Source organism: Puniceicoccaceae bacterium, assembly GCA_040224245.1.
GTDB lineage: Bacteria > Verrucomicrobiota > Verrucomicrobiia > Opitutales > JAFGAQ01 > JAKSBQ01.
In genome coordinates, this window is record JBEGIR010000094.1 from 26,282 (window position 1) to 51,218 (window position 24,937).

Here is a 24,937-nt window from a genome sequence, read left to right on the forward strand (position 1 = left end):
CCGATGATTCCGGTTTATCACACCAGGACTCATGCGTTAGGCTGACTGCATTTTTTCTTCCTGTAAATCCCAGAGTTTTCTGCTAGAGAGGTGAGAGCTGGGCAAAATGGATCAGGGAAACCATCAACATGGCAATTCCATCCGAACGCTCATGTTTCGCGTGACCGCGAATTCTCAATCCACCACAGACGCCATCCATCCATTCTTTCAAACCCACTTCCGCCATGATTCCAGGAACCATTCACAGCCAAAACATCGTCGCCTGCATCTGGGATTTCGACAAGACGCTCATCCCCGGCTACATGCAATCCCCCCTTTTTCAGATGTTCGATGTGGATGAGAAGGCCTTCTGGAAAGAAGTCAATCACCTGCCTGCCATCTACAAGGAGCGAGGACAGGTCGTTTCGAAGGATACCATCTACCTCAACCACTTGCTCACCTACATCAAAGCCGGTCGCCTGGCCGGACTCAACAACGCAAAACTCCGCGAGTGTGGGCGTCACCTGCGCTTTTATCCCGGGCTACCTTCTTTTTTCGGATACCTGAAGGACCTGATTGAAAATCATCCACTTTACCAGCGCTGCAACATCTCGCTCGAGCATTATATCATCTCGACCGGTCTTGCTGAAATCATCCGCGGCTGTTCCATTGCGGAGTTTGTCGACGGCATCTTTGGCTGCGAGTTGCTTGAAAATCCACTTCCCGCTGGTTTTCTCAACCAAAAGGAATTGTCCATCGATACCGAACCCGAAATCAGCCAGATCGGCACCATCGTCGACAATACGATCAAGACGCGCTACATCTTCGAAATCAACAAGGGTTCCAACAAAAACGAATCCATTGACGTCAATGCCAACATCCAGCCCGAGGATCGACGCATTCCGATTCGCAACATGATATATATCGCCGACGGCCCCAGTGACGTCCCGGTGTTTTCAGTGGTCAACAAGGGCGGTGGAAAAACCTACGCCGTCTACAATCCCGAAGAACCACAGGAATTCCGACAAAATGACGCCCTGCTGCAGACCGGTCGCATCAAAGCCTACGGACCTGCAGACTATCGCTCTAGCAGTTCCACCGCTATGTGGCTCAAAATGCACCTTTCCGACATCTGTGACCGCATTGTCGAAGAGCGCGAGCTGATGCTGGCCAGCCGGGTTGTGAAACCGCCCCGTCATCTGCACAGTGATAAACCGGATTTACCCGCTCGCCAAACCCCCAATCAAACCGAGCTTCTGGCCTGAGCAGAGCACCCTATCGCAGCTCAACCCAAAGCTGTTCGGGGTAGAGTCCCTGCCTCACCTTTTGGGCAATTCCGGCAACTACTGGATCACGGTCTGAGGGATGCGTCACTCCCATCCAGTCCGAATCGCTGCAGAGCACACGCATCGCGCACGGCTGATCCGATATCAGTTCATTCACAACTGAGGGAAGAAAAAATTCCGACTTCATTTCAGCTCCGTGCTGCTCCAGAAATTTCCGGAAATCCCTGTCAATTCGTGCAAGGATCGAGCGGGAAAATCCAAACAGATTCATCGACGTCGGCGTGCGTTCATCCAACTTCACAGACGTCTCAACAGCACTCCGCAGTTTGCCGTCCACACGTTCAATGCCTCCCACTTCCCGAATGCTCAACAACCATCCATCCGGGTCCACTTCACAGATGCCTCTCGACACGCCTCCCTCTGCCGACAGCGTCTTTCCAAGCGGATAGGCTACCATCGCGTGCGTTTCGCCGCCTGTTTCTGCAAAAAAGCGGGTGAGCTGCACAAATCCGTCTCTCCCATAAAAATCATCTCCATTCACAACCACAAAGGGTCCATCCAGTCGATCCTTTGCCACCCAAATGGCATGCCCCGTACCCCAGGGCTTGACCCTGTCCTGCGCATAAATCGCCTGCGGTGGCAATGCATCCATCTCCTGAAAACACAATTCCACTTGGAGCGCCGCTGGCAAACGAGTAAGCACCCGATCCCGAAAATCCTGCTCCATGCTGCGACGGATGATAAAAACCACGCGGCGAATGCCAGCCAACCACGCATCATACAGGTTGTACTCCAGAAGTGTTTCTCCATGTGGTCCAAAGCCTTCCATCTGCTTCAGTCCACCATACCGACTTCCCAGTCCGGCCGCTAAAACCACAAGTGTGCAATGCATGCTTCCACACATAAAAGCTCCTTTACCCATGTCCACCGGAAAGCGAACCCATCCGCAAAACTAGGCATCCTCCGGACTCACTGGGTTGCCTATCGAACGGTCACGGATGCGCAGAAACTGCGACTCCGGCACCCATCCCCGCACCCCGCCGCTGGTTTCCACAAAAACATAGTGGTTGTTTCGCTTGAGATAGCGCGCCATCTCTCCGGACTTCAGCATCAGAAATGCTTCACTTTCAGTAGTGGGAACCACCTTCAGTCCAACAGGATTTCCAAGCAGCACCCCATGGTGCTGATCCTGCGACAGTCCCACACAGGCAACACAGGAAAATCCAAACACCAGTGCTGACAGAATTGCCACATCCCGATACAGTGACTGTCGCTTCACCAGAAGGTAAAAGTAGACTCCCAACACAAGCGAACTCCAGAACGAGCAAAACACCAGCACCATCCACAGTCCCTCGGGTAGTGACCTCGCCAGCCGTTGCAGTACCGTATAGCGCGGTGGAGCGATGCCCTCACTCTGGCGAACCACGCTCAGGATCTCCCGAGTCGCCGTCGAGCCAAAACCCTGCCTCAAAGCACGCTCGAGGTGCAGCACCGCCCGACCCGTGTCTCCGCTCTGATAATAAGCAATACCCAGATTGTGATGGAGTGATGCCGTCTCCTGCTGCGCCAGCACCTGGCGATAGCGTTCCACGGCCAGATCCGTCTGCTTATCCAACATCAGTCGGTTTCCCTCCTGAAAGTTGATTTCCACATCAACTGGATCTGCCTTTTCTGCCCACAGTAGCGGGCTGGCAAACCACCCGATCAGCAGGACCGCCGCAGTTCTCAATCCAAACGCCATCCCGACTCTCGCACCTTGCTTCTTCATGCCTTTGTCGTCTTCTCGAGCTGCTGGTTAAAACGTTTCAGTATGGAACGCAGCCGATCAAATTCATGCGATAGCGGTGGATTCTCCAAGACTGTACCGGAAAACCGATGCTGTTCATACCGCCTGAGATATCCCTCAATCACACGCTTGGTATTGTCATTCAAATCCATGTTGCGGAGCCGTGACTCCACATCCTCAACCGTAATGGCCTCGACATTTGCATCGTTGATCGAAGCAACCACTGCACAAAATGCCAGAAATGCAGATTCGTAAAACTGCTCACTGTCCTCCTCCCGGGCAGCGATGCCTGCCAGGCGGGTGTACTTACGAATCCAGGACTCCACCCTCAACTGTCTCGCAAAAACAGCATCCTGTTGGATGCGCATCTGTCGTCGCTTCCAAACAATGGCGCCCGCAAAGAGCATCAACAACACGCCTTGAATCCCATAGAATCGCATCCGCTGGAAAAACGGACGCTGCATCTCCCACGCCTGGCCCAGTTCCCAGCGCAGATAGCTGTCCAAGCTCAATTCCGCAGACTGCTCCCGCTCAGAAGCTGGTGCCGGCATCTCCGCATCTTCCTCACGGTAGAGATTTTCTCCGACTGTTCCCACAGGAATCGGATCGGAACGCAAGGTGACAAAATCGCGCTTTTCCACATCAAAATAAGTGTATGCAAACGCAGGAAACTCTGAGATTTCCGAGCTTAGCGGGATCAAAACATAGCGATAGATCTGCTTCCCGCGATAGCCCAGGAAATCTCCATCTTCAAATTGCTCCTGCGGACTGAAAACACGCCAACGCTTGTCCAGCGGAAGCTTAGGCGAACGCAGCGAACCAAAATTTCCCTCACCCTCAATTTCAACCACCACATTCACGGGTTCGCCCACTTTCAGACTACGCTCCTCCAGTTGTGTTTTCAGGCGGAATTTTCCTATCGCATTGTAAAATGAAGCCGCTTCTCCCGGCGTTGGAAGCGATTCCACGTCAAAGTTGAGGTTCTTCGAAAAAATCACCTGCGATTCTTTGCTCGAGTCCTGCAGCAAGGTTTCGATCGACGCAATCGACTCAGCCGTATTCGCACGGACCGCACGGATAAACTCAATGCGATCATTGGGTATCGTGAAGTTAAGATCCAATTTGAACCCAACCGAAATCCTGCCAGAACGAACCGCACGAAAGGTCAATGGCCAACTGTACACACTGTAACGGTACAGTCCCCGTGTCGCCACACGCTCAGTCGGGCCGGGTGAAATCGCGTCCAGTGAAAAATCACTTCCTACTGGCGCCGGACTCGAGAATGTGACATTGCGAAGACCCCGAAACACGTAGAGGTTCAGACTCGTCTTAAAACGCTGACCCACGTGCAGCGAATCGGGTCGATTCTCAAGTTCAAAAAAGAACCACTCTACCTCTTCGCCCGACAAACTGGAACTCGGCGAACGCACCCGGATCGATGTCGCCGGAACCTGCAAGCGCTGCCCCATGTAGGGAATTTCAAACGCTGGCATCACGATGCGACCCTCCTCATCGGCCACCACCTCAAACGCCAGTGTCACGCCTACGGGATCACTGCCCGATGTGGACAGGTACTGCTCTCTCGTCTGAAACCGCCCGAACGTCAAACCCGCCACTCGTGGCAGCTCCGGCTGCGCAGGAGACTCCAACACCAGGTTGTGTTGATCCGGAGACTTTCGGATCGTGATGGAATAATTGATGCTCCGACCCACAACAGTCTCCGCTGTTGAAAAACCGGAATCCACCTCAAACGGTTGCGCAAACCCAATCAGTGGAGTGACAAACACCCAGAACAAGGTGCCGGAACTCCGTCTCAGCCACCCTCGAAAATTTCGCCTGTTGTCGCACTTCATCTCCACGTTAAAGCCCTTCAAATGCAGCGACTCACCACACCTGATCACTTAACGAGTAATTGCAGGTGCCAAACCTACAATCAAACCCAAAAGTCAAAATCAGCCACCCCGTCCATCGTGATTTCAATCAGAACGACAGCACATGCCCAATGCTCCAGAGTTGAGGATCGCCTTCCTCCCGATGATGAACCGCTGTCCATTCGAGCGAAGAGTCGTTCATTGTCATTCAGGCAGGAGCGACCACAAGTTTTTTTACCTGTTTGTATCGTGATACTTCCAAACTTAATGATCACCTAATATCGAATTCATTTCCCTCCCGATACGGTCCCGCACAAAGCATCACACGAAACAAGTCATAGCATTGACAAAAAGTGAAGGCCCTTTATCATTTACAAAACTTTCATCACTCTTTGATCATGAAATTCAAATATCTTCTCGCTACGCTCACCAGCGCATTGGCCCTGACAACCGGGTTGTATGCACAGTCACTCAAGCCCGGAACGATAACGTTCAAAAACATTCGTGGATCGGCTGTTTCCCACAACATCAACACGGGTGCCACCGAAGACATTACGCCAGAGTCCCTCCTGACCGAAGGGTTTGTCATCGAAACACGAGGTGATGGATACCTCGATCTGGTATTCTCAAATGGTGTTGTGGCACGCCTTGCTCCCAATTCCCGCGTCTCCATCGACAGTTTTGCTGTCGGCGGATCTGCCCGGACCAACCGGAGCGCCCGCATGGATCTCTCCGCAGCACGCTCCCGAACCAGTTCCACCACTTCAAACCTGCAGATGAGCATCGAATGCGGCGACATCACCGTCAATGCCACAGAAAAGCAGGAGGGTGATCTTCGGGTCAAAACCCCCACAACTGAGGTTCAGGCCGACCTCACCAAGTTTTTTGTGTCTCATGGCAAGTCCAACGCTGCCTCCGGCAATGTAAGTCGGGCAATCAATCTCGGAACCATGCCCATTCAAGTGAACACACTCAGTGAAAATGAACTGGTTTCCAATGATGGTCAGGTTACTTACGGGCATTTTGACCCCTATGCCGAAACGCAAAGCACGAGCCTGGGATCCGAAGCCACAGCGATCATTCTCGCTGACGACCAGGCAAGCGCAAGTGGCTTGAGTCCAACCAACGCCGCAAGCCAGGCATTTGATGCTTCCACCTACTCACTGCTTCCCTTTGACCCATGTCTCATCGACCGCCTCGGATACATCGCCGACCACGCACTCTACGGAGGCTCTGATCCGCTCGGTTCCCTGTTGGTCACAGCAGCTGCTGATGTCAGTTACTTCAACATCAACTCGGGTGAAATCGGTGATATCTCCATCGGCATGCTGTTGCCCGAGGGCACCATCATTCGCAGTTCCAACAACGGTTCCCTCTCGGGAGTCTTCGCAAATGGCGCAACACTCGAAGTCGCACCTGCATCCAATGTTTACCTCGAATCCCTGACGAGTCAGCCCGTGCTCGGAAACCCATCCGCAGACACCTTGACCCACATTCTCATTCGGGTGGAAACGGGTCGCATTACCGCATCGACTGCCGGAACGCCCGCAATCGACACCTTTCACGTCATCAGCCCGCTTGATCGCCATACCATCGCCGGGGATACTGTGGCTTCCGTCGAATTCCTGCAGATGGATACCAATGCGTTCCAAACCGTCAGTCAGAACCGCACAGCACAGGGTGCAAACGGCGTCAACACTGTCGTCGTATCCAGCAGCAACCTGAGCCTGGTCAGTGACAATGTGACCTTCATCGAATACTCACAGGATGGAATTGATTTCAGCTTCACAACACCTCCATCCTACACCCACATTACCGAGTCGGCCATCATTCCCCCCTCCTACGAGTTCATCGACCGCACCATCGCTTTCGCTGCTGGTGCTCTGCCTGGGCCGACTGCCATTGGAACTCCGGGAAATCCAGGAAACGTTCAACGCTTCACCGAAGAAGAGGATCCCGTATCACCTTGACTTGGACCGATTCCAGGATTTGAATTCCATCTACACTGGCTCGAAGGCATTGCGATCTCGAGCCAGTCTTTTCATTTTGGACGCCGACTCTCACTCGAACATCCATCGCTTATCGAAAACTCGTAACAACTGAATGGCATATCAACCCAGATCAAGTGGCAGGTCCCGCTACAACCGACGCGGATCCAACAATTTTGTTAGAAAAAACGAACGAATCCGGGCCCCTGAAATCCGTGTCATCGGGCCCGACAAACGCCAGCTGGGAATCATGCATCCCAAGGAAGCCCTGGCCCTCGCCAAACGCCACGGTCTCGACCTCGTAGAAATCTCCGCTTCTGCCAAACCTCCCGTTTGCCAGATTCTCGATTACGGGAAGTACCAATACGAGCAGAGTAAGAAGCAGAAGGAGAGCAAGCAAAACTCCTCCAGCCAGAAGATCAAAGAAATCAAGCTGCGCGTGGGTATCGACACCCATGATTACATGACCAAGATTCGCCGGGCAGAGGAATTTCTGGACAAAGGAAACAAGCTCAAGATCAGTCTTCAGTTCCGTGGACGTGAAATGGAGCACAAGGAACTGGGTTTCCAAAAGGTAAAACAAGCCATTTCCGACCTCAACCACATCGGCACAGCCGATATGGATCCGAAACTCGTTGGTCGCTCCGTTTCCGTGGTAATGTCTCCACTTCCCGAAGCGAAGCGTCAGTTGAAATATCACAGCGAAGATTGAGGCTGACTCCACCTGCGAAACCGGCAACTGAACCCGTCTTGCGCAGCTGTGAAAGCAAGCTTTTTCATCTCCTTGCTGGCCTTGCTTGCTGCGGGTTTCCTTCCCGTACAAAGCAAGGCTGATACGTTTCTTTCCAATGGCGTGCTCTATCGCAGTGTTTCCGAAATCGGCAACCGCCTGGGCATGAAACTCGAATCTGGCGACGATGGCAGAAGCACCCGACTTTCCAGTCAGTGGACCCAGATGGATTTTGTAAACGGGAGCCGCATCTTCCGCATCAACGGTATTCGAATGTATCTCGGCTACCCAACACTTGAACGCTCCGGCACACTCTATGTGCCGGAACTCGACTGGCAGTTCACCATCTCCTCCATCCTTATTCCTCCCCGACTTTCATCACATCAAAAACAACTCCGCACCATCGTTCTCGATGCAGGTCACGGGGGAAAAGACCCCGGAGCGCAAAACCTAAGCCTCGGACTCAACGAAAAGGATCTCACACTCGAGGTCAGCAAACGTCTCGAACGCCACCTGAAAAGGGCTGGTTTTCAAGTTGTACTAACTCGAAAAAATGACCGATACCTCACCCTAAAACAACGCTCCGATATTGCCAGGAAGGTCAAAGCAGATCTGTTCCTGAGCCTGCACTTCAACGCGTCAACCCAGGATTCCGCGAACGGTATCGAAACCTTTGCGTTCACCCTGTTGAACCAGCCCTCAACCAGTCGCTCCGAACTCGACGCTTCTGACAAGATTTTCAGGCGGGCAAACCGATACGATGCATTCAATACCCTGTTGGCCTACACCGTGCAAAAACATCTCATCCATTCCACAAAACAAACGGATCGGGGTGTGAAGCGATCCCGATTCTGGGTTTTGGAAGACCTTTCCTGCCCGGGAGCACTTGTCGAGTTGGGGTTCATTCGCCATCCCGAAACGGCCACCCAACTTCAGAACGACGCTTATCTGGAACTGCTGGCAACCACACTTACCACTGCCATCGTTCAGTATCAGGCGCGCTTGAACGAATCATGAATCCTTCCCTTGCCCAGTTTGCAGCCGTAGCGTTGGGAGGTGCCGCTGGTTCCGTCCTGCGTTTCTGGATTTCCAGCCTGTTTCCCAATCAAGGACTAGCCGCAACGGCTTCGGTCAATTTCCTGGGTTCATTGCTGCTCGGTGCCGTCCTCGCCAGCCCATTCCTTGGTGTCGAGTTTCGCCCCATGCTGCGACTGCTGCTGGCGGTCGGGTTTTGCGGTGGTTTCACAACCTTCTCTACATTCGGATTCCAGACCTTTGAATTGTTGCAGGACTCTCGCTGGTTACTCGCCATCACGAATATTCTGGCCAACAACCTGGGTTCCATCCTCTGCGTGTGGATTGGATATTCGCTTGCAAAATCATTCCTGCCTTAGCCGTTGGCATTCACAGCCAATCCCGTGATGCGACAATTCCTTCCATGGTTCACTCTGCTTTGCCTCACGGCAGTTTCTGCATTTGCCAGAACTGCACCCGACCCCGGAAAAGTGGTTGTCATTGCCAATGCAACCGTGCCCGAATCACTCGAACTCGCACAATTCTACCTCGAGAGCCGTTCGATTCCTCAGGAAAACCTGATCGTTCTCCACACCTCAACCGAGGCAACAATCCCGCGTGAACAGTTTATCCGGGAAATTCTCCATCCGGTAAGGGAACAACTTCTCGAACGTGGCCTGGTAGAGGGAACACTTCTCGACAACATCACGGATGATTCCGGGCGCTACGCCTTTCAGGTGTACGAAACCCAATTCCATTACCTCGTCCTGTGCATGGGTGTACCCCTCAAGGTTGCAAGCGTTGCCATCACCCCTGATGCGGAACTTTCTGATCGCATCCCCGCTGGACTTCAAACCACCCAGGCATCCGTGGATTCAGAGCTGGCACTTGTCGCCGCATCCAATCAACGTTGGTTGGGTCCTGTCGCCAATCCGCTCTTTCAGGTACCTTCCCCCACACAGCTTGACTACACTGAGGTCATTTCCGTCTGCCGCCTCGAAGGCCCCACATTTGAGCATGCCAAATCACTCGTGCGCGATGCCATCGCGGCCGAACAGCGAAGCTTTCTTTCCGGTCGTGCCTACATTGATCTCCATTCACATCACGCCGACGGCAATCTTTGGCTTCGCGAAGCCGCTACCCATCTACGTGCCTATGGGTACGACGTTGAGCTCATTCCACCAGGTCGGCACTGGTCGATCACCGACCGCCACGATGCCCCGGCTATTTATCTGGGCTGGTATCAGGTTCATGCCGCAGGTCCCATGCTGCCACCCGCATCCATTCCTACAGGAGCCATCGGTGCTCACATTCACAGTTATTCCGCTGCCTCCCTGCGCACCCCTTCCCGAAATTGGGCCGGTCCTCTGGTCAACGCTGGTTTTACAGTGACATTTGGTAATGTTTACGAACCCTACCTTCAACTCACGCTTCGCCCGGACCTTTTCATCGAACTTCTCCTTCGAGGATACTGCCTCGGAGACGCCTCATTGTATGCACAACCTTCTGTCAGCTGGCAAAACGTGACCCTGGGCGACCCTCTCTACCAGCCCTTTCAACCCACTCATGAATGGAATCCAATTCACATTCTCAACAGCAGTGACTCAACCCCGTACGAACGCATCATTGCGCTCAATCGCATCGCATCCCAAAACACCGGACTGGCCTGTCAACACGCAGTCGACGCGCAAACCCAGTTTCCATCCATCCCTCTGGCGATCAAAATTCTGGAAACCTGGTCCAACCACATCTCCACCTCAACCCGCAACCAATTGCACGACTACCTTTCATCACGTCCCATGATTCCCTCCAGTCTGGCTCCGTTCTATCTGAATACGTTCAAGTCTTTGCGAGACACTGATGATGCCAACATCGCACAACGATTCATGCAGCTCATGCATCAAAGTCGTTCGCAATGGGAACCTGAACTTCAGGAATCTTTCGACTCCATCAGTTCAACGCACGATTCGCACCCCAAGCCAACTGACTCCGATGCCAAAACGAAATTCAACGATTGAACGGACTGATCGCCAGATAGTTGAGCAACAGGAGTTCTTTCCAGATCCGGTATCGGCCTTCCCCAGTCATTTTCCCAAATTCATCCCGATCCGTTCGCTCGTTCAATATGCCAGCATTGACGTTGACGCGCTCAAGCGTCTGCTGCATTTCGAACAGCCAGTCACTCACCTGCGCCTCAAATGGAATCCAGTTCTCAGAACCCGCCTGATGCTTTCGTCTCTCGTGCATCGAGGCAATTTTTGAAATCTTACGCACGGCAGGATGCCGTTGCACTCGCCAGGTTTCCGGATAAACCCCACCGAACGGCATGAACACATTGTCTGTCACCCATAGTTCTCCCGAATCTGAAACTGAGGCAAACACAACTTGGTCCAGAATTACCCCCGAAGCATCGCTGACAACAATGACCTGGAGTCGCGTCAGCGCATCTGGACTTTGATAGACCAGCACCTGCTGCAAAACTTCCTCTTCGTAACGATACTGGAAACAGGCCTGCAAACTATAGTTGTTTTCACGTATCCAGTCCTTGATCAGAAAGAAACGGTGATTTGCAGGCCATTCCACCCGTTCCACTTCCCGGATCGATGGAAACAGCGGAAGTTCACTTTTGTCCCAGGCGAGGATATAGATCCAGACATAGCCAGACTCGACAAACAGCCAAAACAAAACTCCCATGACATACAGTCGCCAATAGGGAGTTTCCGCAAAAAAGGTCACTTTAAAGAGCAACCCGATGAACAGCCCAATGCCAACCAGTCGAACCCATCGCACGATCAAGCGATTCACCGGTGAAGGAAGGCTGCGCTGCAACCGATGCAGCGCCCATAGTGAAATCAATAGCACAAAAGCGAACCCTGCCAATGCAAAGGCTCCCTGTTGCTGAATCAGTGCAAACATTCAGAAAGGATTTCCTGCAGGCTCCGCCCTCAATTGATGCGGAGCGGCATGACCACACAGAGGAAATCATCCATGGTCTTAAAAACGCCCGGGCTGAGTTCGTCCTTGAACTCAAAGAAAACTTCATCGTTCGGAAGCGCTTTCAACGGTTCCATCAGGAATCGAGGATTGAAAGCCACCTGCACCTCAGGACCCTCATAGGCGATTGCCATCGTCTCATGCGATTCCCCAAACTCCTGACTTTCTCCCGAAATCTCCAACAGATTCTCTGAAATCTTGAGCTTTACCTGAAACTGCTTGTCACTGATGACCAGTGCCGCACGGTTCACACATTCCAGCATCAGTTCCCGCTCGAGTTTGATCCGGTGCTCTGCCTGTTTTGGAATGACCTGCTGGTAGTCGGGATACTTTCCTTCCACAATCTTCGACACCAGATAAATGCTCTTCATCAGTCCCTGAGACTCTCCCTGCTCTCCAACTGACAATTCAAACGCAACCTGGCGATCATTGAACAAAATCTTCAGATTGTCCCCATAGGAAAGCAGACGTTCCAGCTCGCTTACCGTCTTTGCAGGCAAAATCAAGCTACCTGCATTCTCCTCGGGTGCCTCAATCTTTTCGGAGGAAACCGCAAGGCGTCGACCATCTGTGGCTGCCAGGCGCAGTGAAGCCGATTGGAAATTGAAAAATACCCCATTGAGCACATAGCGGTTCTCATCCGTGGATTGTGCATAGGATACATTCTTGAGCATGCGAGCCAGACTGCTCTGCTCGAGATTGAACACGTACTGATCGTCAAAACTGGGAAGCGGCGGAAACTCTTCTTTTCCGATTCCCATGATTTTGAACGTCGACCCCCCCGAAGTGATCTTGGTGAAATTGTTGACCGCTGTATCGAGGTTGACTTCCAGGCTGGGCAACTCCCGAACAATCGATGCCAGTTTTCGCACTGGAAGCGTGATCGAGCCTTCTTCAAGTACCTCAGCTTTGACCGTGCAACGAATGCCCAAATCCAAGTTCGTTGTCGTCAGTGAAACCTCATCTTCACTGGCTTCAATCAGCACGTTCTTGAGGATAGGCATCGTCTGGCGGCTGCCCACCAGGTTCATCACTTGTTGCAATCCGTTGAAGAGGTGGTCTCGGTTTAGCTTCAGTTTCATTCTGGTGCAAGATTCCCAAATTGGTGAGTTATTTTCAATCCTATTATATTATAGAATTTTTAAATATAAATCATTCCCTATTCTTATGGTGTGTGAACAAGATCAACAAATTCCCATCCTTCCGTCAATCAATGATTTAAGGGATTTTCTTCTGGGTTCAACCTTGCGTGCAATTCTCCAGCAAAAAGAATATGTGATCAACTTCGGAAAAGTACCCAGTTTGCTCACAGCTTTTTCAGACTTGTTCACAGCATTCAAATCGCGCTTTGCATGGCTGAAATGGGATGCGTCAACTTGCCTGATTTCATCTGATACCCATTCTTGTTAAAAACACTGATCATCAATCACGTTTCCGTAGGGCTCGCGTTCACCGCGATGCCGCACCCTGTGAGGTAACTGAGGTCTCCGGCTAGCGAAGACCCTACGTTTCTGTTCCGTGAACAAAACCAGAACCAGTATGAGAAAATGGGCAAAACTTCAACGCCAGCACAGGTGATACCCATCGGAGGGTGATTGCGCAGTCATCCAACCATGTACTCGAAGTGATTCCTGGTTCGATTTCCGCGAACCCATTGCATGCCAGGCTTATTTTTGCTTTTTGAGTGAATCGAGGTACTTCCAGAATGACTCGTGCTGTTCGACCATCTGTTCTTCTGAGACCGGAAGTTTGACGCGAAAAATAAAGTCCGTGAGCGTGTTTCGGTGCAGGATGTAGTGACAATAAAGGATGTGTTCGCCCTGCCGCTCAAAATAGATGCGAAAGTCGTCCGCCCGAAATCGGTAGAACACCTTGCTGCCGCGTTGAAATTTCCCAATTTCTCCCGTGGCCTGCACCAACTGCTCAGCTGAAAGATTACTGATCTGGTTGACCAGCCGCAGCTGGGCGAAGATGTCCAGTTTGTTCAGTTCGCCGATGCTTTGTTCGCTGAAGTTCAGTTGAAACATGTTTCGATGGATTAACTCTAAAGCCCGACCTTCCTCATGGGTCAACGCACAAAAGCATCAGTCGGGTAGCTTCTGTTGTTTAAACACCTCATAGAGTACAATGGAAGCTGAAACCGATACGTTGAGGCTGTCAACGGCATCGATCATCGCGATCCGAAATCGTTGCGCAGCGTGCTGTTCCCAAAATGCACTCACACCCTCGTGTTCGGCTCCGAGAATGATCGCGCAGCGAGCGGGCAGTTTCAGTTCGTGCAGTTCCACGGTCGCGCTGGGTGAAGCCACGCAGGTGGTGTATCCCCTGGCCTCCAGCACGGCACGCGTTGTTTCGGCACTGCCCCGGTAGTGTGATATGCGAAGCGAGTGACCGCGCGAGTTACGAATCACATTCGGATGAAACGGATCGATCTGCCCATCGTTGAGCACAACCGCATTCACACCAAAAGCTGCTGCTGTACGCAGGATAGCCCCGTGGTTGCCGGGTTTTTCAAGTCCATCGAGCACCAGTACTGTGCCCGCCTCTTTCGGAAGGGAATCTACAGGCGGAAGTGTTGGCTGCCGACACACCATCAATACCCCGTCCGGATGTTGGCGAACCGACATTTTTTCAAAAACGGACGCACTCACGAGCAGGGTTTCGACAGCATCTGAGATCTGAGATTCCCAGCGTGAAAATACCGAATCGTGCACACTGGCAATGCACTGAATTTCCATCTGGGTGTCCAATGCTACCGCAACCTCATGCATGCCCTCCACCAGAAACTGCTGACTCTCCCGGCGGGCTTTGGCATGCTTGAGCGCAGCAATGTGCTGGATGCGTGCATTGCTGCGACTCTGGATGAGAAGTGGCGGTTTCATCGGAGTTCCTTCGAGGCACTGCAATCCTGCCCGCGCATTCAACGCAGTTTCCGTCAATGCCTGCTCAATCGAGCAGCGACTCATCAATATCGTAGTTGGAAAACACGCTTTTAGTGTCGTCCAGGTCATCCAGTGCCTCGATCAGGCGCATCACACGCTTTGCCTTTTCCTTGTCCGTGATTTTCACCAGGTTGGATGGGATGTAGGCGATCTCCGCCGAATCCGGTTCGAGTCCCGCTTTCTGGATCGCATCACTGAGCTTGTAAAAGTCGGCAATCGCACACTGCACTTCAAAGTGATCATCATTGTTGATCACATCTTCACCGCCGTTTTCGATTGCAATTTCCATCAGGGTGTCTTCGTCAGTTTTGTCCGCTGCGATCAGAATTTGCCCCTTCTTCTGGAAGTTGAAGGCTAGTGCCCCCGGACCCGCCAGATTGCCGCCGTGTTTTGAGAATGTGGAGCGAACCTCCCCGGCACTGCGGTTTTTGTTGTCGGTGGTGACCTCTACGATGATTCCAACACCTTCGATGCCGTAGCCCTCATAGACCATTTCTTCGATGGTTGCGCCCTCTAGTTCGCCAGTACCCTTTTTGATCGCACGATCAATGTTGTCCGCCGGCATGTTGGCAGCCTTGGCTTTGTCAATGAGGGTACGCAGCCGAGGATTGAACTCTGGATCCCCGCCGCCATCGCGAGCTGCGAGTGTGAGATCTTTGCTGATCACACTGAATATCTTGCCGCGCTTGGCATCGATCGCGGCTTTATGACGTTTGGTCGTTGCCCATTTGCTGTGTCCGGACATAGGTCGTTTTCAAGGGTTGGGTTTTTGCACTCGCTCTGCGAGCCAAAGGTATTGTGGGTTCGTTGACGCCTCAGGGTTTGCGTTTGGCTTTTCCCGAAGCGGGCCGTTTCTTCGTGGCAGGTGCGGCGACAGGAACAACCGGTTTCAGTTCTGCATTCTCCGTTTTGCGATAGACCAGCAGGGTCTGAATGATCGACAGCACACTCTGCACGGTCCAGTAAAGCACCAGGCCCGACGAAAATCCATACATGATGAATAGGAACATGACGGGCATGAAGCGCATGATGCGCTGCTGCATCGGGTCAGCAGTCGGAGACATCGGCATCAGGCGCATCTGGAACAACATCGCCACCCCGTTGAGCAGCGGCATAATGTTGAGCGGAAAACCGCCAATGGTCGCAACCGTGTCGGGCAGCGAAAGGTCCTTGATCCACAGGAAGGACTCGTAGCGCAGTTCCGAGGAGGTGCGCAGCATCCAGTAGAGTCCAATGAAGATCGGTATCTGCACCAGCATTGGCAAACAACCAGCCAATGGATTCACGCCATACTTTTTGAACAGCAGCATTGTCTCGCGCTGCATCTTCTCCGGCTTGTCCGCATACTTCTCGCGCAGCTCCTTCATCGGTTCCTGCAGCAGCTGCATCTTCTTGCTCGACTGTGCGGAGTAGGAGGTCAGTGGCCAGAAGACGAGTTTGACGATCACGGTCATCAGGATGATCGACACCCCCCAGTTTCCGGCAAAGCCCTGAATCCAATACATCAGCGACAGCAGGATCTTGCTGATCGCGCCAAAAAATCCGAACTGCATGAGCAGATCTTGCTTTTCCCCCAGTCGCACCAGTCGTTTGTACTCCTTGGGACCAACGTAATAGGTGCCTCTGATTTTCCATTCGCTCGACGGTTGGATCACGCCCGGGTTGAAGGCAATCGTGCCAATGATGCCGGTCGCATTTTCCCGTGTATCGACAAGGCTGGTTACATCGATGGAACGTCCATAAACTGACGATGCAGGAGTCTCCGGAGTGAACACACTCACAAAAAACTGGTTCTTCACGGCCGCCCATTGAACCGGAATATTGCGGTGCTCGTAAGAACTGCGGGCCGTTTTGGCACCAATCCCAAGGAACCCCTTGCTGCCCGTGAAATAGGTGGATTTGATGAACTCGTCATCCTTCCCGTCAAAATAGGCGAAGGACTGGAACTCTCCGTGCTTGTCGCTGTCCACTGGCAATGCCGTTCCGAGCGTCATCAGCAGTTCCGTGTCGGCCGTCGCTCCGATCTTGATCGGCACATCCGTGGAGGCATTGACGATGGTGGTGACGTGATCAATCGCATACGGACCTTCCCCGTCCGATGCAGCGAGTCGATAGGAGCGCACAAACTTCACCCCGCGCCCCGTATCGTATTCGAACAAAACGGAGTGCGCATCGCTTCGCACAATTTCAAAGGGATAGTTGAGCAGCCGGGTTGCACCGCCCGCCTCACGCCGCGACAGCTGCAACGCTGTGACATGCGATCCACGGTTGAATACAAAATCATCCGGCCCTCCCTTCTTGGTCTGAAGAAAGCGAATCTCCTTGATCGCGCCTCCCACTGTAGAGAAATCGACTGAAATGAACGCGTTCGAGAGCGTCAGATCCGTCGGGATTTCCTGCTCCGCAGTGCTCGATGCCGCTTCGCTTGCAGTTCCATTTTCGAAGGAGTCCTCCGCAGCGACTGGAACAAAGGAAGACTCGACTCCCTGTTCAAATGCGGTGGATGAAGCATCGACCTCACCCGTAGGGGATGCTTCGGTCGGCAGGAATGGTTCCGCGGCGGGAGGGTTCTGCTCGAGCTGTTTGCTGTTGAAATACAAGAGACCGAACGCGAGGCCGATCAGTGCTAACCCTATTATCGAGTTTGAGTTTTTCATGAAATGGATGCGGTCTGGATGCAGGTGCCTTCGGTTGTTGTTCCGGGTCTGGAATCCCGCCAGGTTTAGAAGCAAAAATCAGTGAGTTTAGATTCCCTTCAACTTTGCGCAAGCCTTCTTGAAGCGTTGCTGGAGTTCCGCGTAGGGCGTTGTCAGCATTCCCTGGCGCGCAATCAGGATCAAATCGAGGTGATCCGGCAGCAGTTCATGGTATTCGCGGTAAAGGGCGCGAAAGCGGCGCTTCAGCAGATTTCGATCCGGGGCACGTTTGGAAATGCGTTTCGAGACGATGACACACAGCCGTGGCGTCCGCTCAACACGGGCTTCCGGAGAACGCTCTGCCGCTATAAGCAGAAAAACGCCGCAGTTGTGGCGTTTTCCTTCCTTAAATACCCGGTTGATTTCGCTGGATCTCGCAAGGCGCGTCTGCCAGCCGAAATGCATGGTTCAACTTGTTTTGGATCAGGCAGCAAGTTTCTTGCGACCCTTGCGACGGCGTGCCGCAATGACTTTGCGTCCACCGCGGGTGGACATTCTCGCGCGGAATCCAAATTTACGAGCTCGTTTGATTTTTGATGGTCTGTATGTTGGTTGCATGACAAGTAAAAACGTTTCATAAGGTCAAAGGCTGTGCCACCTGTCAAGCCCATATGCGGGCTTTTTCCGCTCCCATCGTTCCCACATCCGGCGATATTTTTTTTGAAAAAGTGCTTGCCTCGCAAATCGAATATCTGCAAATTCCTGACTTTCTTGTTGCGTCCCGTTCGTCTAGCCAGGTTAGGACACAGGGTTTTCATCCCTGCAACAGGGGTTCGAATCCCCTACGGGATGCCATTCTATTTTGGCACAACCTCCGACTTCCGGAGGTTTTTTTGTGCCAGAACTTTTACGCTTTCGTAGGGCTCGGGCTCGTCCCGACGCCGCTTTCCTGGACGCCCACCAATCCCAACTGCCTCCAAACCGACCTTCCCGGCAGCCCACCGCGTATCGAGCCTGCGAGCCGGTCAATCCCCTACGGGATGCCATTCCATTTTGGCACAACCTCCGCTCTCGGAGGTTTTTTTGTGCCAGAACTTTTACGCTTTCGTAGGGCTCGGACTCGTCCCGACGCCGCTTTCCTGGACGCCCACCAACCCAAACTGCCACCAAACCGACCTTCCTGGCAGCCCACCGCGTATCGAGCATGCGAGATGGTCAATCCCCTACGCGATGTCTTTTGGGATTCTGCCCTCCCCGAATCCAGTATTCACGGTCCGAGCCGTTGCTTAATGGGGAATCCGTGGACCTGCTGTTGATTTTTCAGATTTACGTATGATCCCCGTGGGATCTCTATCCTTTCAAATCAATCCTGAAACATTGGACTTGTAGGATACCCCTTATGAGTGGATGCCATTCCATTTTGCCACAACCTCCAACTCCTGGAGGTTTTTTTGTGCTCGAATCCATCTTTTCTGTAGGACTCGGGCTTGCTCCGATGCTACATCCCTGAAGTTGCTCCATACTCCGATGGCTTTGGCCAGTTGACAATATCGCATAGAACACTATTTTCGTGTTACATGAAAAACGTGACCATTACTCTGGAGGAAGAGGTGCTCCGGTGGGCCAAGGTGACCGCAGCCCAGCAGGACACCAGTGTCTCCAGACTGCTGGGAGAGGAACTGCGCCGAAAGATGCTCAAGGAAAAGGAGTATGAGCGTGGGCGCAGACGTTTCACGGCCCGTGGTCCCCAAGCTCTCAAACCTGCCGGAACATCCTATCCCTCTCGGGAGAGCCTGTATGATCGTTAACATCTTCGTGGATACGAATGTCTTGCTCTATGCACGAGATGCCTCCGAACCCGTGAAACAATCCGTTGCCGCGCGGCGCATCGATCAGCTCTGGGAGGGGCAAAATGGAAGACTGTCGGTGCAGGTGCTCAACGAATATTTCGTCAACGTTACCCGCAAGCTGAATCCAGGCCTCTCTCCAGATGAGGCATGGGATGACGTGGAAGCGCTTAGTGTCTGGGATCCGGTGGCAATCGATATGCCGCTCATTCAACGCGGCTATGCTGTGCAGCGCCGTTACCATCTCTCTTGGTGGGATTCCCTGATCGTGGCTGCCGCCGAGGCTACCAGTTGTACCACGATCCTCAGCGAGGATTTGACGCACAGTGCACAGTATTTCGGAATCACGGTTGAGAATCCCTTTTTGGCTCCTTCGTGAGAAACCCATCCTTCAGCTTTCTCACTTATCAACCTCCGACTCTCGGAGGTTTTTTGTGTCCGAAACTTTTGTGACAGTGGGGATGAGAACTCCGGGTTCGATCTGCGAGTCCCGCGCTGGCGGGTCGAACGAAGTTCGGCATCGGCATCGCAAAAAAAAGACCCCATTCATGCAGAAATCCTGCTGCGCATAGCGCATCCTGTTGGGCTGGCACCGCCAGTCCATCCAGTGAAGCGCAGCTGAACGATGTTCCAGTCCCAGCAGTGCGTAGCTTGTTCCATCCAAGCGCATGTTATCGAACACCGTTCGTCCTAACGGACTCTCTTGATCCGGCTTGTGCCGGAGCAGGATACACGTCGTCCCTCCGTGTAGCAGGTTCAAAACAATCTCTTTTGCTCCGTAGCGGAATTTGGAAAAATTTCGAATCGTGGAAATTTGGAAAACCTAAAATTGTCCGCCTTTTCCCTTTAACAGGTTCAAGAGAACCCCAGAATATTCCGCAGTGAAAACTGTAAAAATTTCGACCCCTGGACACTCGAAACTCCGCTCGTTCGACATTTTCCTGATCCATCCCCATCCAACCGCTCTTTTATTGCAAATAGCGAAGAACCAATATTATTCCACAAAAACGTTTGGAAAGCCATTTGTTGAAGTTGGGGCTGGTTATTTAAGTCAAGAGTTTTGGAACTGGGCTGGTTCAGTGAAATCTATGGCTGTGTTAGGCGCAGTGGGTGTTGAACTTGATATTGCAGAAAAATGGTCATTTGTCCCTTCCTTGAGCTATACTTTATTGGAGGGAGAATCGGATGGACAATTTTTGGTTTCAGGCACACTGTATTACCGATTTTTTGAATCAATCAGAATCCGAAAAATGCACAGCCTATTAAACAGGTCAGCGGTCATCCTCACGCCCAAGAAGAAATTCCTGAAATGGGTCAACGAAGTGGATAAGTCCGGTGAGTTCAAGTTATCAGATGCAGATATCAAGAGAGATCCCACAATCTATCTTGTCGACGAGGCGATTTTGACAGATGAAGCTGAAATTCGATCAATCATGGACAAAAATTATCTGGAAATTGCGATTGAGGAATTTGCATCCTGGTGGACTGATGATCGCGATTGGCCAGTTCTGAAGAGTCTTAAAGATTTTGAGGAGTATTTCCTTTGGAAGTATTATGATATGGTTGTCGATGTGGCTGATGAGGACCTCGAAATTGAAGAAATGTAACCGAATCGAAAACTTTTGGGGTAATCGTATGAAATCCATTCGATTCATCGCTGCATGATCACATTGGGATATGGATCTGAATAAGAGCATGGTTCTGATTTTGTTTGCCTGGTGCATTAGCGCATCAGGCCTCTTTCAATCCGCTGCAGAACAAGTGGAGGGTGCAGAGTTTGAACCTGGAATTCATGTCGTGACTCTCGGTGTCAGCGATCTGCAGAAATCGTTTACTTTCTACAAGGAGGGCCTTGGTTTTCCAACCAAGATGACCCCTGACGGTGGGATCGTTTTGTTCACCACATCGGGAGCGAAGTTATTCCTTTTTTCCTACGCTGATTTGGCAAGAACCAGTGGGGTGGATTTGCAGGTTACGGGTAATCCAGGGTCGGGCTTTTCCGGTTTTACGCTGGGTCATGGTGTGTTGACGCGGGAGGAAGTGGATCGCGTACTGACAAATGCAGAAAAGGCTGGAGGAAAGATTGTGAAACCGGCTCACGAAGTCGCGTGGGGCGCCTATGTCGGCTATTTTTCAGACCCTGATGGATACCTTTGGGAGGTAGCGTATTCGGAGCACTGGTCATTTTCACCGGAAGGAGTCATGCAGTTTCGGGATTAGACAGCTCAGCAATCTGTGTGTGTCTTGTTTTTGAGTTCGGCATCTGCCGGACGGTGTTTTGTGAAATCGTGGGTTCAGTATCTGAAACGAATCATTCGTATATGTTTCATCGCAGGCTGGAAATGCCTGAAAAGATTACTCAACTCCGATGCGGATGTTGTCGATTTCCCAGCCCCATCCGACTGCATAGGGATCGGAGAAGAGGTAGAAACGCAGCATGACTTCGGTTCCAGCTGCAAGGTCAGGGATGTCATCAAAGGACAAGGTTCGTTGCCGATACATTTCTGGCGTGCCGACGGTATTCGAATTCTGCGAGTTTTCAGGGATTCCGTTTTCGTAAGCAAGCAGCCAGGCGGCATCGGCCCTCGAATCCCATCCCTCAGTCATCGGACTCCAGGTGCGTCCACGGTCCGTAGAAAACTCAACGACCACGTAGTCCCAATATTCGGATTCCCCAAAGGGAACATCGGGTTCTCCGGGTTCGACCAGAACGATTTCATCGAAGGAGAGTGTCGTTCCGCTCTGCACGAGGATGGGCTGACGCAAATAGGCGTAGGAGTCAATGCGGACGCCGTTGTTGCGATAGGGGTGCAGTGTTCCGAGCGATGCACTTGTGAAGCCGGGAAGGGTTCGGACTTCGAATCCTTCGAGTATGAAATCTGCCGCTCCCTGTTCGAGGTCATTTGCGTAGGATGTCGCCGGTGCGCGCATCGGCTCGATGGGCAGGATGAAGTTTCCGTCGACGGGCAAACGGGTGCCATTGCGGGCCAGGGCCGCATCCCAGCCTGAGAATCGATATTCGATTCGGTTAGCACCGGAAAGATCGGGAAGTTCGATGCTCAGCTGCCAGAGTTCCGAATCCACAGCTTCCGCAGACACGCTTCCCAGTGGTGTTTCGTCGAGCCAGAACTCGGCCTGAATCTCTCCCATTACCGTATTGTCCCGGGCTTCCAGTTGTAGTTCAAGCACCTTGCGGTGACCGAGGTGGTAGGGCGGTGGCGTGTGAGAAAGTGTCGGTGGTGTCGTGTCGGGTCCGACCTTCACCTGTAAGGGATGTGTTGCTCCGTCCGTAGGAAAGGTGTAGCTGCGCCCGGAGGACGCCTGTACACCAAAGTAATATTCGAGGGTGAGCAGATTCCCCATCAACTGCAGTGGAGTGGAGAAGGCACCGGGTGTGACCCCAAGAACCATGGGCAGTTGTTGGTAGGGCGTGTCGGTTTCGGATTGTTCGCGATAGTAGAGTGTGGGTGCCGCTTCGAGCGGAGAATCTCCGAAAATATGGGTTTCAAAGGAAAGCGTGGCATGGAGATCTTCGGTGTCGGAAACTTGGGTGTGATTGACCCAGATATGATCCCATCCCAGGTCTCCGAGGATCGCGAGTGCTAGTGGACCCGGGTCATGAACAACCTCTCCCATGTTGATTCTTGGAGTCATGAGCGTATTTTCCCAGCTGGTTATCAGTCGGGATTCCTCCAGATGTGCTAGCGACGATCCACTGTCCCAGGTAGCTGGCGCATAGAGACGAGGACCCTTTCCATCAGATGCGGCCTTGCTCAATGGTCCCGCAAAATGAACAGTTCTCGATGTGGCTGAACGTAGGAGTTGCTCACTTTCCTCGCGAGTCGGAATGTTGGAAACGATTGAATTTCCCGAAGCATCGACCATGAGGTAGTCGTAGGCAAATCCCTTTCCGTCAGCGAATCCCCATCGTGCAGTGGTGGGTTCTTCCTTTTCGGGATCCACAAAAACGCTGTCGTAAAAACCGAGACCGTGTCCCAGTTCATGCAAAATCACCGATAAGAGGTCTTGTTGATAATGCGGACATTGTCTGTCTGTACCGTAGAAAAACTCCTGAGCGGTATTGATGCGGATGATGATGTCGGGCGAACCCGATTGAAAATCCAGACCGTAGAGGCGATTCACAACTACGATAGGGCTGTAGTGCTCGGGTAGATGACTGTTGGCAGCGGTTAGCAGGACGTTTGCCGGGTAGGCACTGGCGAGCGTAGAGCTTTCTTCTTCTTCCGCTTCCGCAAGCAGCAGGACATGGATGGGTTCATCCGTGGTCAGAAGTTCGGACCAGAGTGCGGCGGCATAGTTGGCGGCGTTCCGGATTTCCTGCGACACCGACTCTTCAAAATCCATCTTGAAAATGGCTTTCGAGCGACTGGGTAAGGCAAGCGGATTGGATTCGAGTTCGAGGGAATGCAGCTGCAGGCGTCCGGATTCCGGAACTTTGCGGGCAGGCAGATAGGACGGAACCGACTGTCCGGTCGATCTCAGCTGACAGATGACGTGATCGCCCGGTGCGTGATCACAGCTGATCGTTGCCGCCGAGGCTGAACTGTACATTGCCACGAGGATGGCAGTGTGAAGCATTAGTCGGGTGGATTTCATGATGTGTTGATCGCTTGGATGTGTAACAGCAGAGGAACTGCAAAGGAGATCCAAAAAGACTTATACAGATTTTGATCCGACCGCAAGCGAACGCGTGCAGGTTCGCATGCGAAAAGGCTTCCCAAGCGTCACTTTAGCGAAGCCCGACCTGTTGTTAATGAGAGAGTTAACAAATGTTCCTTCGGAACCCATATGTTTCCGACTGGCGGAAACCCATCTAGTTTGAAATCTGGGCGGGCCGCAGGCGCGCATGTGGGTTCGCGCGGAGAGCGAACATGAGCGTAGCGTTGTAAAATCTTCAATCGGAGAGAGTTAACAAATGTTCCTTCGGAACCCATATGTTTCCGACTGGCGCAAACCCATATTTTCGAATTTGAGGGCGGCGCAAAAGCGCATGTGAGTCCGGACAAAGAATGTAAATGAGTTAAATTTCAACAAATGCCCCCACAGGGGCCAGATGTCCGGCTTTCGCCGGACGGCGTAGTTTGAAATCTGGGCGGGCCGCAGGTGCGCATATGGGTCTGGCCGAAGGCCGGACATGAGTGTCGCGCTGTTCAATAAATTGAATGTCCCGGTATCCCGACACGCAATATCAGCTCCTGAATCCTCCAAATCATTCCGACAGCAGGGCCTGCACGGCCATCGCCATGAACATGAAATGCGTTGCTCCACCTCCCATGACATATTCGGTTTGCTGCCAGAGGTAGGGCCAGTCCAGCAATTCAGGGAAATCAGGACGGATCAGGGCTGTTCCCGAAACGGCACCTCCCGGTATGAACGACCAGTCTGCGCGATTGATTCCGTAGGCGGTCAGTACGGATGTGGAACCGACACCTGATACAAAAGAAGCCGGGTTGGGTCCCGGATGGCATCCCAGGATGAAGTTGAGCGCTTTGAACAGGTTTTCGCTGGGAAAGAGGTCGGGCCAACACTGATGCAGGAAATACTGCTGCATGCCAAAGCGCTGTATCTTCCAGCCATCACCCCAGATCGCGGGCTGATACGGAACTCCAAACGGGGTTTGTTGCTGGAGGTCCTGAATCTGAGCCGCGAATTCGCGTGCTTTTTCGGTGGCAGCCGCTGTGAACTCCGGGTCGTCGAGCACCGCAACCGCGAGCGCAATCGCGGTACCTGCGCGTTCAAATGAGGCGAGAATTTGGGTGCGGTGTTCCTGAAGAAAGCTCGTATAGACGGAATGCCCCGTGGTTTTCGCCAGTTCTGCGGCCAGTTTTGTTTTGGAAGGCCAC

24 protein-coding genes and 1 tRNA gene are annotated in these 24,937 nt (G+C 52.5%); 11 read left to right on the top strand and 14 right to left on the bottom strand.

Annotated elements, in window-relative coordinates; all coding sequences use genetic code 11:
* Nucleotides 1-82: 82 nt before the first annotated feature.
* On the bottom strand, nt 83-226 hold the full coding sequence (locus ABQ298_15840; protein MEQ9825857.1) for a hypothetical protein: 144 nt from the start codon (nt 224-226) through the stop codon (nt 83-85).
* On the opposite strand from ABQ298_15840, the gene ABQ298_15845 reads away from it, so the two are divergent.
* Nucleotides 225-1,244 (top strand): haloacid dehalogenase-like hydrolase, encoded by a 1,020-nt coding sequence (locus tag ABQ298_15845; protein ID MEQ9825858.1) that lies wholly within the window; start codon nt 225-227, stop codon nt 1,242-1,244. The genes ABQ298_15840 and ABQ298_15845 overlap by 2 nt on opposite strands.
* A gap of 10 nt (nt 1,245-1,254) precedes the next feature.
* Here ABQ298_15845 and ABQ298_15850 read toward each other — a convergent pair whose 3' ends face one another.
* The 3 genes from ABQ298_15850 to ABQ298_15860 are packed head-to-tail and all read right to left on the bottom strand — an operon-like array spanning nt 1,255 to nt 4,904.
* Nucleotides 1,255-2,157: a nucleotidyltransferase gene (locus ABQ298_15850; GenBank protein ID MEQ9825859.1), complete on the bottom strand. Its 903-nt coding sequence runs from the start codon at nt 2,155-2,157 to the stop codon at nt 1,255-1,257.
* 60 nt (nt 2,158-2,217) lie between these two features.
* A complete protein-coding gene (locus ABQ298_15855; GenBank protein ID MEQ9825860.1) occupies nt 2,218-3,033 on the bottom strand; it encodes a hypothetical protein in 816 nt (271 codons plus the stop codon).
* Nucleotides 3,030-4,904 (bottom strand): hypothetical protein, encoded by a 1,875-nt coding sequence (locus ABQ298_15860; protein ID MEQ9825861.1) that lies wholly within the window; start codon nt 4,902-4,904, stop codon nt 3,030-3,032. Before ABQ298_15860 ends, ABQ298_15855 begins: the two co-directional genes overlap by 4 nt.
* 416 nt (nt 4,905-5,320) lie before the next feature.
* Here ABQ298_15860 and ABQ298_15865 point away from each other — a divergent pair, with 416 nt between their 5' ends.
* From ABQ298_15865 to ABQ298_15885, 5 genes are all read left to right on the top strand, one after another.
* Nucleotides 5,321-6,892 (top strand): FecR domain-containing protein, encoded by a 1,572-nt coding sequence (locus ABQ298_15865; GenBank protein ID MEQ9825862.1) that lies wholly within the window; start codon nt 5,321-5,323, stop codon nt 6,890-6,892.
* 133 nt (nt 6,893-7,025) lie between these two features.
* Nucleotides 7,026-7,622, top strand: a complete 597-nt coding sequence (infC, locus tag ABQ298_15870) for a translation initiation factor IF-3 (protein ID MEQ9825863.1) — start codon at nt 7,026-7,028, stop codon at nt 7,620-7,622.
* 48 nt (nt 7,623-7,670) lie between these two features.
* Nucleotides 7,671-8,657, top strand: a complete 987-nt coding sequence (locus tag ABQ298_15875) for an N-acetylmuramoyl-L-alanine amidase (protein MEQ9825864.1) — start codon at nt 7,671-7,673, stop codon at nt 8,655-8,657.
* Nucleotides 8,654-9,034 carry a fluoride efflux transporter CrcB gene (gene crcB / locus ABQ298_15880; protein ID MEQ9825865.1) on the top strand — a complete coding sequence of 127 codons (381 nt, stop codon included), beginning with the start codon at nt 8,654-8,656 and terminating at the stop codon, nt 9,032-9,034. The genes ABQ298_15875 and crcB overlap by 4 nt, the downstream gene beginning before the upstream one ends.
* Before the next feature lie 27 nt (nt 9,035-9,061).
* Nucleotides 9,062-10,672, top strand: coding sequence for a TIGR03790 family protein (locus tag ABQ298_15885; protein MEQ9825866.1), 1,611 nt, complete (start codon nt 9,062-9,064; stop codon nt 10,670-10,672).
* Here ABQ298_15885 and ABQ298_15890 read toward each other — a convergent pair.
* The 8 genes from ABQ298_15890 to rpmH form a co-directional block, all read right to left on the bottom strand.
* The gene (locus ABQ298_15890; GenBank protein ID MEQ9825867.1) at nt 10,662-11,570 is read right to left on the bottom strand and encodes a hypothetical protein; all 909 of its coding nucleotides are present in this window, start codon (nt 11,568-11,570) and stop codon (nt 10,662-10,664) included. The genes ABQ298_15885 and ABQ298_15890 overlap by 11 nt on opposite strands.
* Nucleotides 11,571-11,599: 29 nt before the next feature.
* Complete coding sequence (dnaN, locus tag ABQ298_15895) at nt 11,600-12,730, bottom strand: DNA polymerase III subunit beta (GenBank protein ID MEQ9825868.1); 1,131 nt, start codon at nt 12,728-12,730, stop codon at nt 11,600-11,602.
* A 585-nt stretch (nt 12,731-13,315) separates the two neighbouring features.
* Nucleotides 13,316-13,675, bottom strand: a complete 360-nt coding sequence (locus ABQ298_15900) for a cytotoxic translational repressor of toxin-antitoxin stability system (GenBank protein ID MEQ9825869.1) — start codon at nt 13,673-13,675, stop codon at nt 13,316-13,318.
* Between the two features lie 57 nt (nt 13,676-13,732).
* Nucleotides 13,733-14,614, bottom strand: coding sequence for an RNA methyltransferase (locus tag ABQ298_15905; GenBank protein MEQ9825870.1), 882 nt, complete (start codon nt 14,612-14,614; stop codon nt 13,733-13,735).
* Nucleotides 14,595-15,335, bottom strand: a complete 741-nt coding sequence (locus ABQ298_15910) for a YebC/PmpR family DNA-binding transcriptional regulator (GenBank protein MEQ9825871.1) — start codon at nt 15,333-15,335, stop codon at nt 14,595-14,597. The genes ABQ298_15905 and ABQ298_15910 overlap by 20 nt, the downstream gene beginning before the upstream one ends.
* Before the next feature lie 70 nt (nt 15,336-15,405).
* On the bottom strand, nt 15,406-17,247 hold the full coding sequence (gene yidC, locus ABQ298_15915; GenBank protein ID MEQ9825872.1) for a membrane protein insertase YidC: 1,842 nt from the start codon (nt 17,245-17,247) through the stop codon (nt 15,406-15,408).
* A gap of 87 nt (nt 17,248-17,334) precedes the next feature.
* Nucleotides 17,335-17,691, bottom strand: coding sequence for a ribonuclease P protein component (gene rnpA / locus ABQ298_15920; GenBank protein MEQ9825873.1), 357 nt, complete (start codon nt 17,689-17,691; stop codon nt 17,335-17,337).
* An 18-nt stretch (nt 17,692-17,709) separates the two neighbouring features.
* Nucleotides 17,710-17,844 carry a 50S ribosomal protein L34 gene (gene rpmH / locus ABQ298_15925; protein MEQ9825874.1) on the bottom strand — a complete coding sequence of 45 codons (135 nt, stop codon included), beginning with the start codon at nt 17,842-17,844 and terminating at the stop codon, nt 17,710-17,712.
* Between the two features lie 160 nt (nt 17,845-18,004).
* Here rpmH and ABQ298_15930 point away from each other — a divergent pair.
* The 5 genes from ABQ298_15930 (at nt 18,005) to ABQ298_15950 (ending at nt 21,293) form a co-directional block, all read left to right on the top strand.
* Nucleotides 18,005-18,081, top strand: a tRNA-Glu gene (locus ABQ298_15930).
* Between the two features lie 722 nt (nt 18,082-18,803).
* Nucleotides 18,804-19,034: a hypothetical protein gene (locus tag ABQ298_15935; protein ID MEQ9825875.1), complete on the top strand. Its 231-nt coding sequence runs from the start codon at nt 18,804-18,806 to the stop codon at nt 19,032-19,034.
* Nucleotides 19,024-19,452 (top strand): PIN domain-containing protein, encoded by a 429-nt coding sequence (locus ABQ298_15940; GenBank protein ID MEQ9825876.1) that lies wholly within the window; start codon nt 19,024-19,026, stop codon nt 19,450-19,452. Before ABQ298_15935 ends, ABQ298_15940 begins: the two co-directional genes overlap by 11 nt.
* A gap of 502 nt (nt 19,453-19,954) precedes the next feature.
* Nucleotides 19,955-20,680, top strand: coding sequence for a hypothetical protein (locus tag ABQ298_15945; GenBank protein ID MEQ9825877.1), 726 nt, complete (start codon nt 19,955-19,957; stop codon nt 20,678-20,680).
* Between the two features lie 70 nt (nt 20,681-20,750).
* Nucleotides 20,751-21,293 carry a VOC family protein gene (locus ABQ298_15950; GenBank protein MEQ9825878.1) on the top strand — a complete coding sequence of 181 codons (543 nt, stop codon included), beginning with the start codon at nt 20,751-20,753 and terminating at the stop codon, nt 21,291-21,293.
* Nucleotides 21,294-21,428: 135 nt separating this feature from the next.
* Here the strand turns inward: ABQ298_15950 and ABQ298_15955 are convergent, their stop codons facing one another.
* Together ABQ298_15955 and ABQ298_15960 are read right to left on the bottom strand one after the other, a co-directional pair.
* Nucleotides 21,429-23,690, bottom strand: coding sequence for a hypothetical protein (locus ABQ298_15955; GenBank protein MEQ9825879.1), 2,262 nt, complete (start codon nt 23,688-23,690; stop codon nt 21,429-21,431).
* Nucleotides 23,691-24,303: 613 nt separating this feature from the next.
* A partial coding sequence (locus tag ABQ298_15960) for a glycoside hydrolase (protein ID MEQ9825880.1) occupies nt 24,304-24,937 on the bottom strand: 634 nt, incomplete at its 5' end.

Coding starts and splice junctions, on each gene's coding strand:
- ABQ298_15900 (MEQ9825869.1), bottom strand. CDS start 13,675: ATGTTTCAACTGAACTTCAGCGAACAAAGCATCGGCGAACTGAACAAA.
- ABQ298_15950 (MEQ9825878.1), top strand. CDS start 20,751: ATGGATCTGAATAAGAGCATGGTTCTGATTTTGTTTGCCTGGTGCATT.
- dnaN (MEQ9825868.1), bottom strand. CDS start 12,730: ATGAAACTGAAGCTAAACCGAGACCACCTCTTCAACGGATTGCAACAA.
- ABQ298_15890 (MEQ9825867.1), bottom strand. CDS start 11,570: ATGTTTGCACTGATTCAGCAACAGGGAGCCTTTGCATTGGCAGGGTTC.
- ABQ298_15955 (MEQ9825879.1), bottom strand. CDS start 23,690: ATGAAATCCACCCGACTAATGCTTCACACTGCCATCCTCGTGGCAATG.
- ABQ298_15845 (MEQ9825858.1), top strand. CDS start 225: ATGATTCCAGGAACCATTCACAGCCAAAACATCGTCGCCTGCATCTGG.
- ABQ298_15865 (MEQ9825862.1), top strand. CDS start 5,321: ATGAAATTCAAATATCTTCTCGCTACGCTCACCAGCGCATTGGCCCTG.
- ABQ298_15850 (MEQ9825859.1), bottom strand. CDS start 2,157: ATGCATTGCACACTTGTGGTTTTAGCGGCCGGACTGGGAAGTCGGTAT.
- rpmH (MEQ9825874.1), bottom strand. CDS start 17,844: ATGCAACCAACATACAGACCATCAAAAATCAAACGAGCTCGTAAATTT.
- ABQ298_15935 (MEQ9825875.1), top strand. CDS start 18,804: ATGAAAAACGTGACCATTACTCTGGAGGAAGAGGTGCTCCGGTGGGCC.
- ABQ298_15855 (MEQ9825860.1), bottom strand. CDS start 3,033: ATGAAGAAGCAAGGTGCGAGAGTCGGGATGGCGTTTGGATTGAGAACT.
- ABQ298_15860 (MEQ9825861.1), bottom strand. CDS start 4,904: ATGAAGTGCGACAACAGGCGAAATTTTCGAGGGTGGCTGAGACGGAGT.
- rnpA (MEQ9825873.1), bottom strand. CDS start 17,691: ATGCATTTCGGCTGGCAGACGCGCCTTGCGAGATCCAGCGAAATCAAC.
- ABQ298_15905 (MEQ9825870.1), bottom strand. CDS start 14,614: ATGAGTCGCTGCTCGATTGAGCAGGCATTGACGGAAACTGCGTTGAAT.
- ABQ298_15885 (MEQ9825866.1), top strand. CDS start 9,062: ATGCGACAATTCCTTCCATGGTTCACTCTGCTTTGCCTCACGGCAGTT.
- infC (MEQ9825863.1), top strand. CDS start 7,026: ATGGCATATCAACCCAGATCAAGTGGCAGGTCCCGCTACAACCGACGC.
- yidC (MEQ9825872.1), bottom strand. CDS start 17,247: ATGAAAAACTCAAACTCGATAATAGGGTTAGCACTGATCGGCCTCGCG.
- ABQ298_15910 (MEQ9825871.1), bottom strand. CDS start 15,335: ATGTCCGGACACAGCAAATGGGCAACGACCAAACGTCATAAAGCCGCG.
- ABQ298_15940 (MEQ9825876.1), top strand. CDS start 19,024: ATGATCGTTAACATCTTCGTGGATACGAATGTCTTGCTCTATGCACGA.
- crcB (MEQ9825865.1), top strand. CDS start 8,654: ATGAATCCTTCCCTTGCCCAGTTTGCAGCCGTAGCGTTGGGAGGTGCC.
- ABQ298_15840 (MEQ9825857.1), bottom strand. CDS start 226: ATGGCGGAAGTGGGTTTGAAAGAATGGATGGATGGCGTCTGTGGTGGA.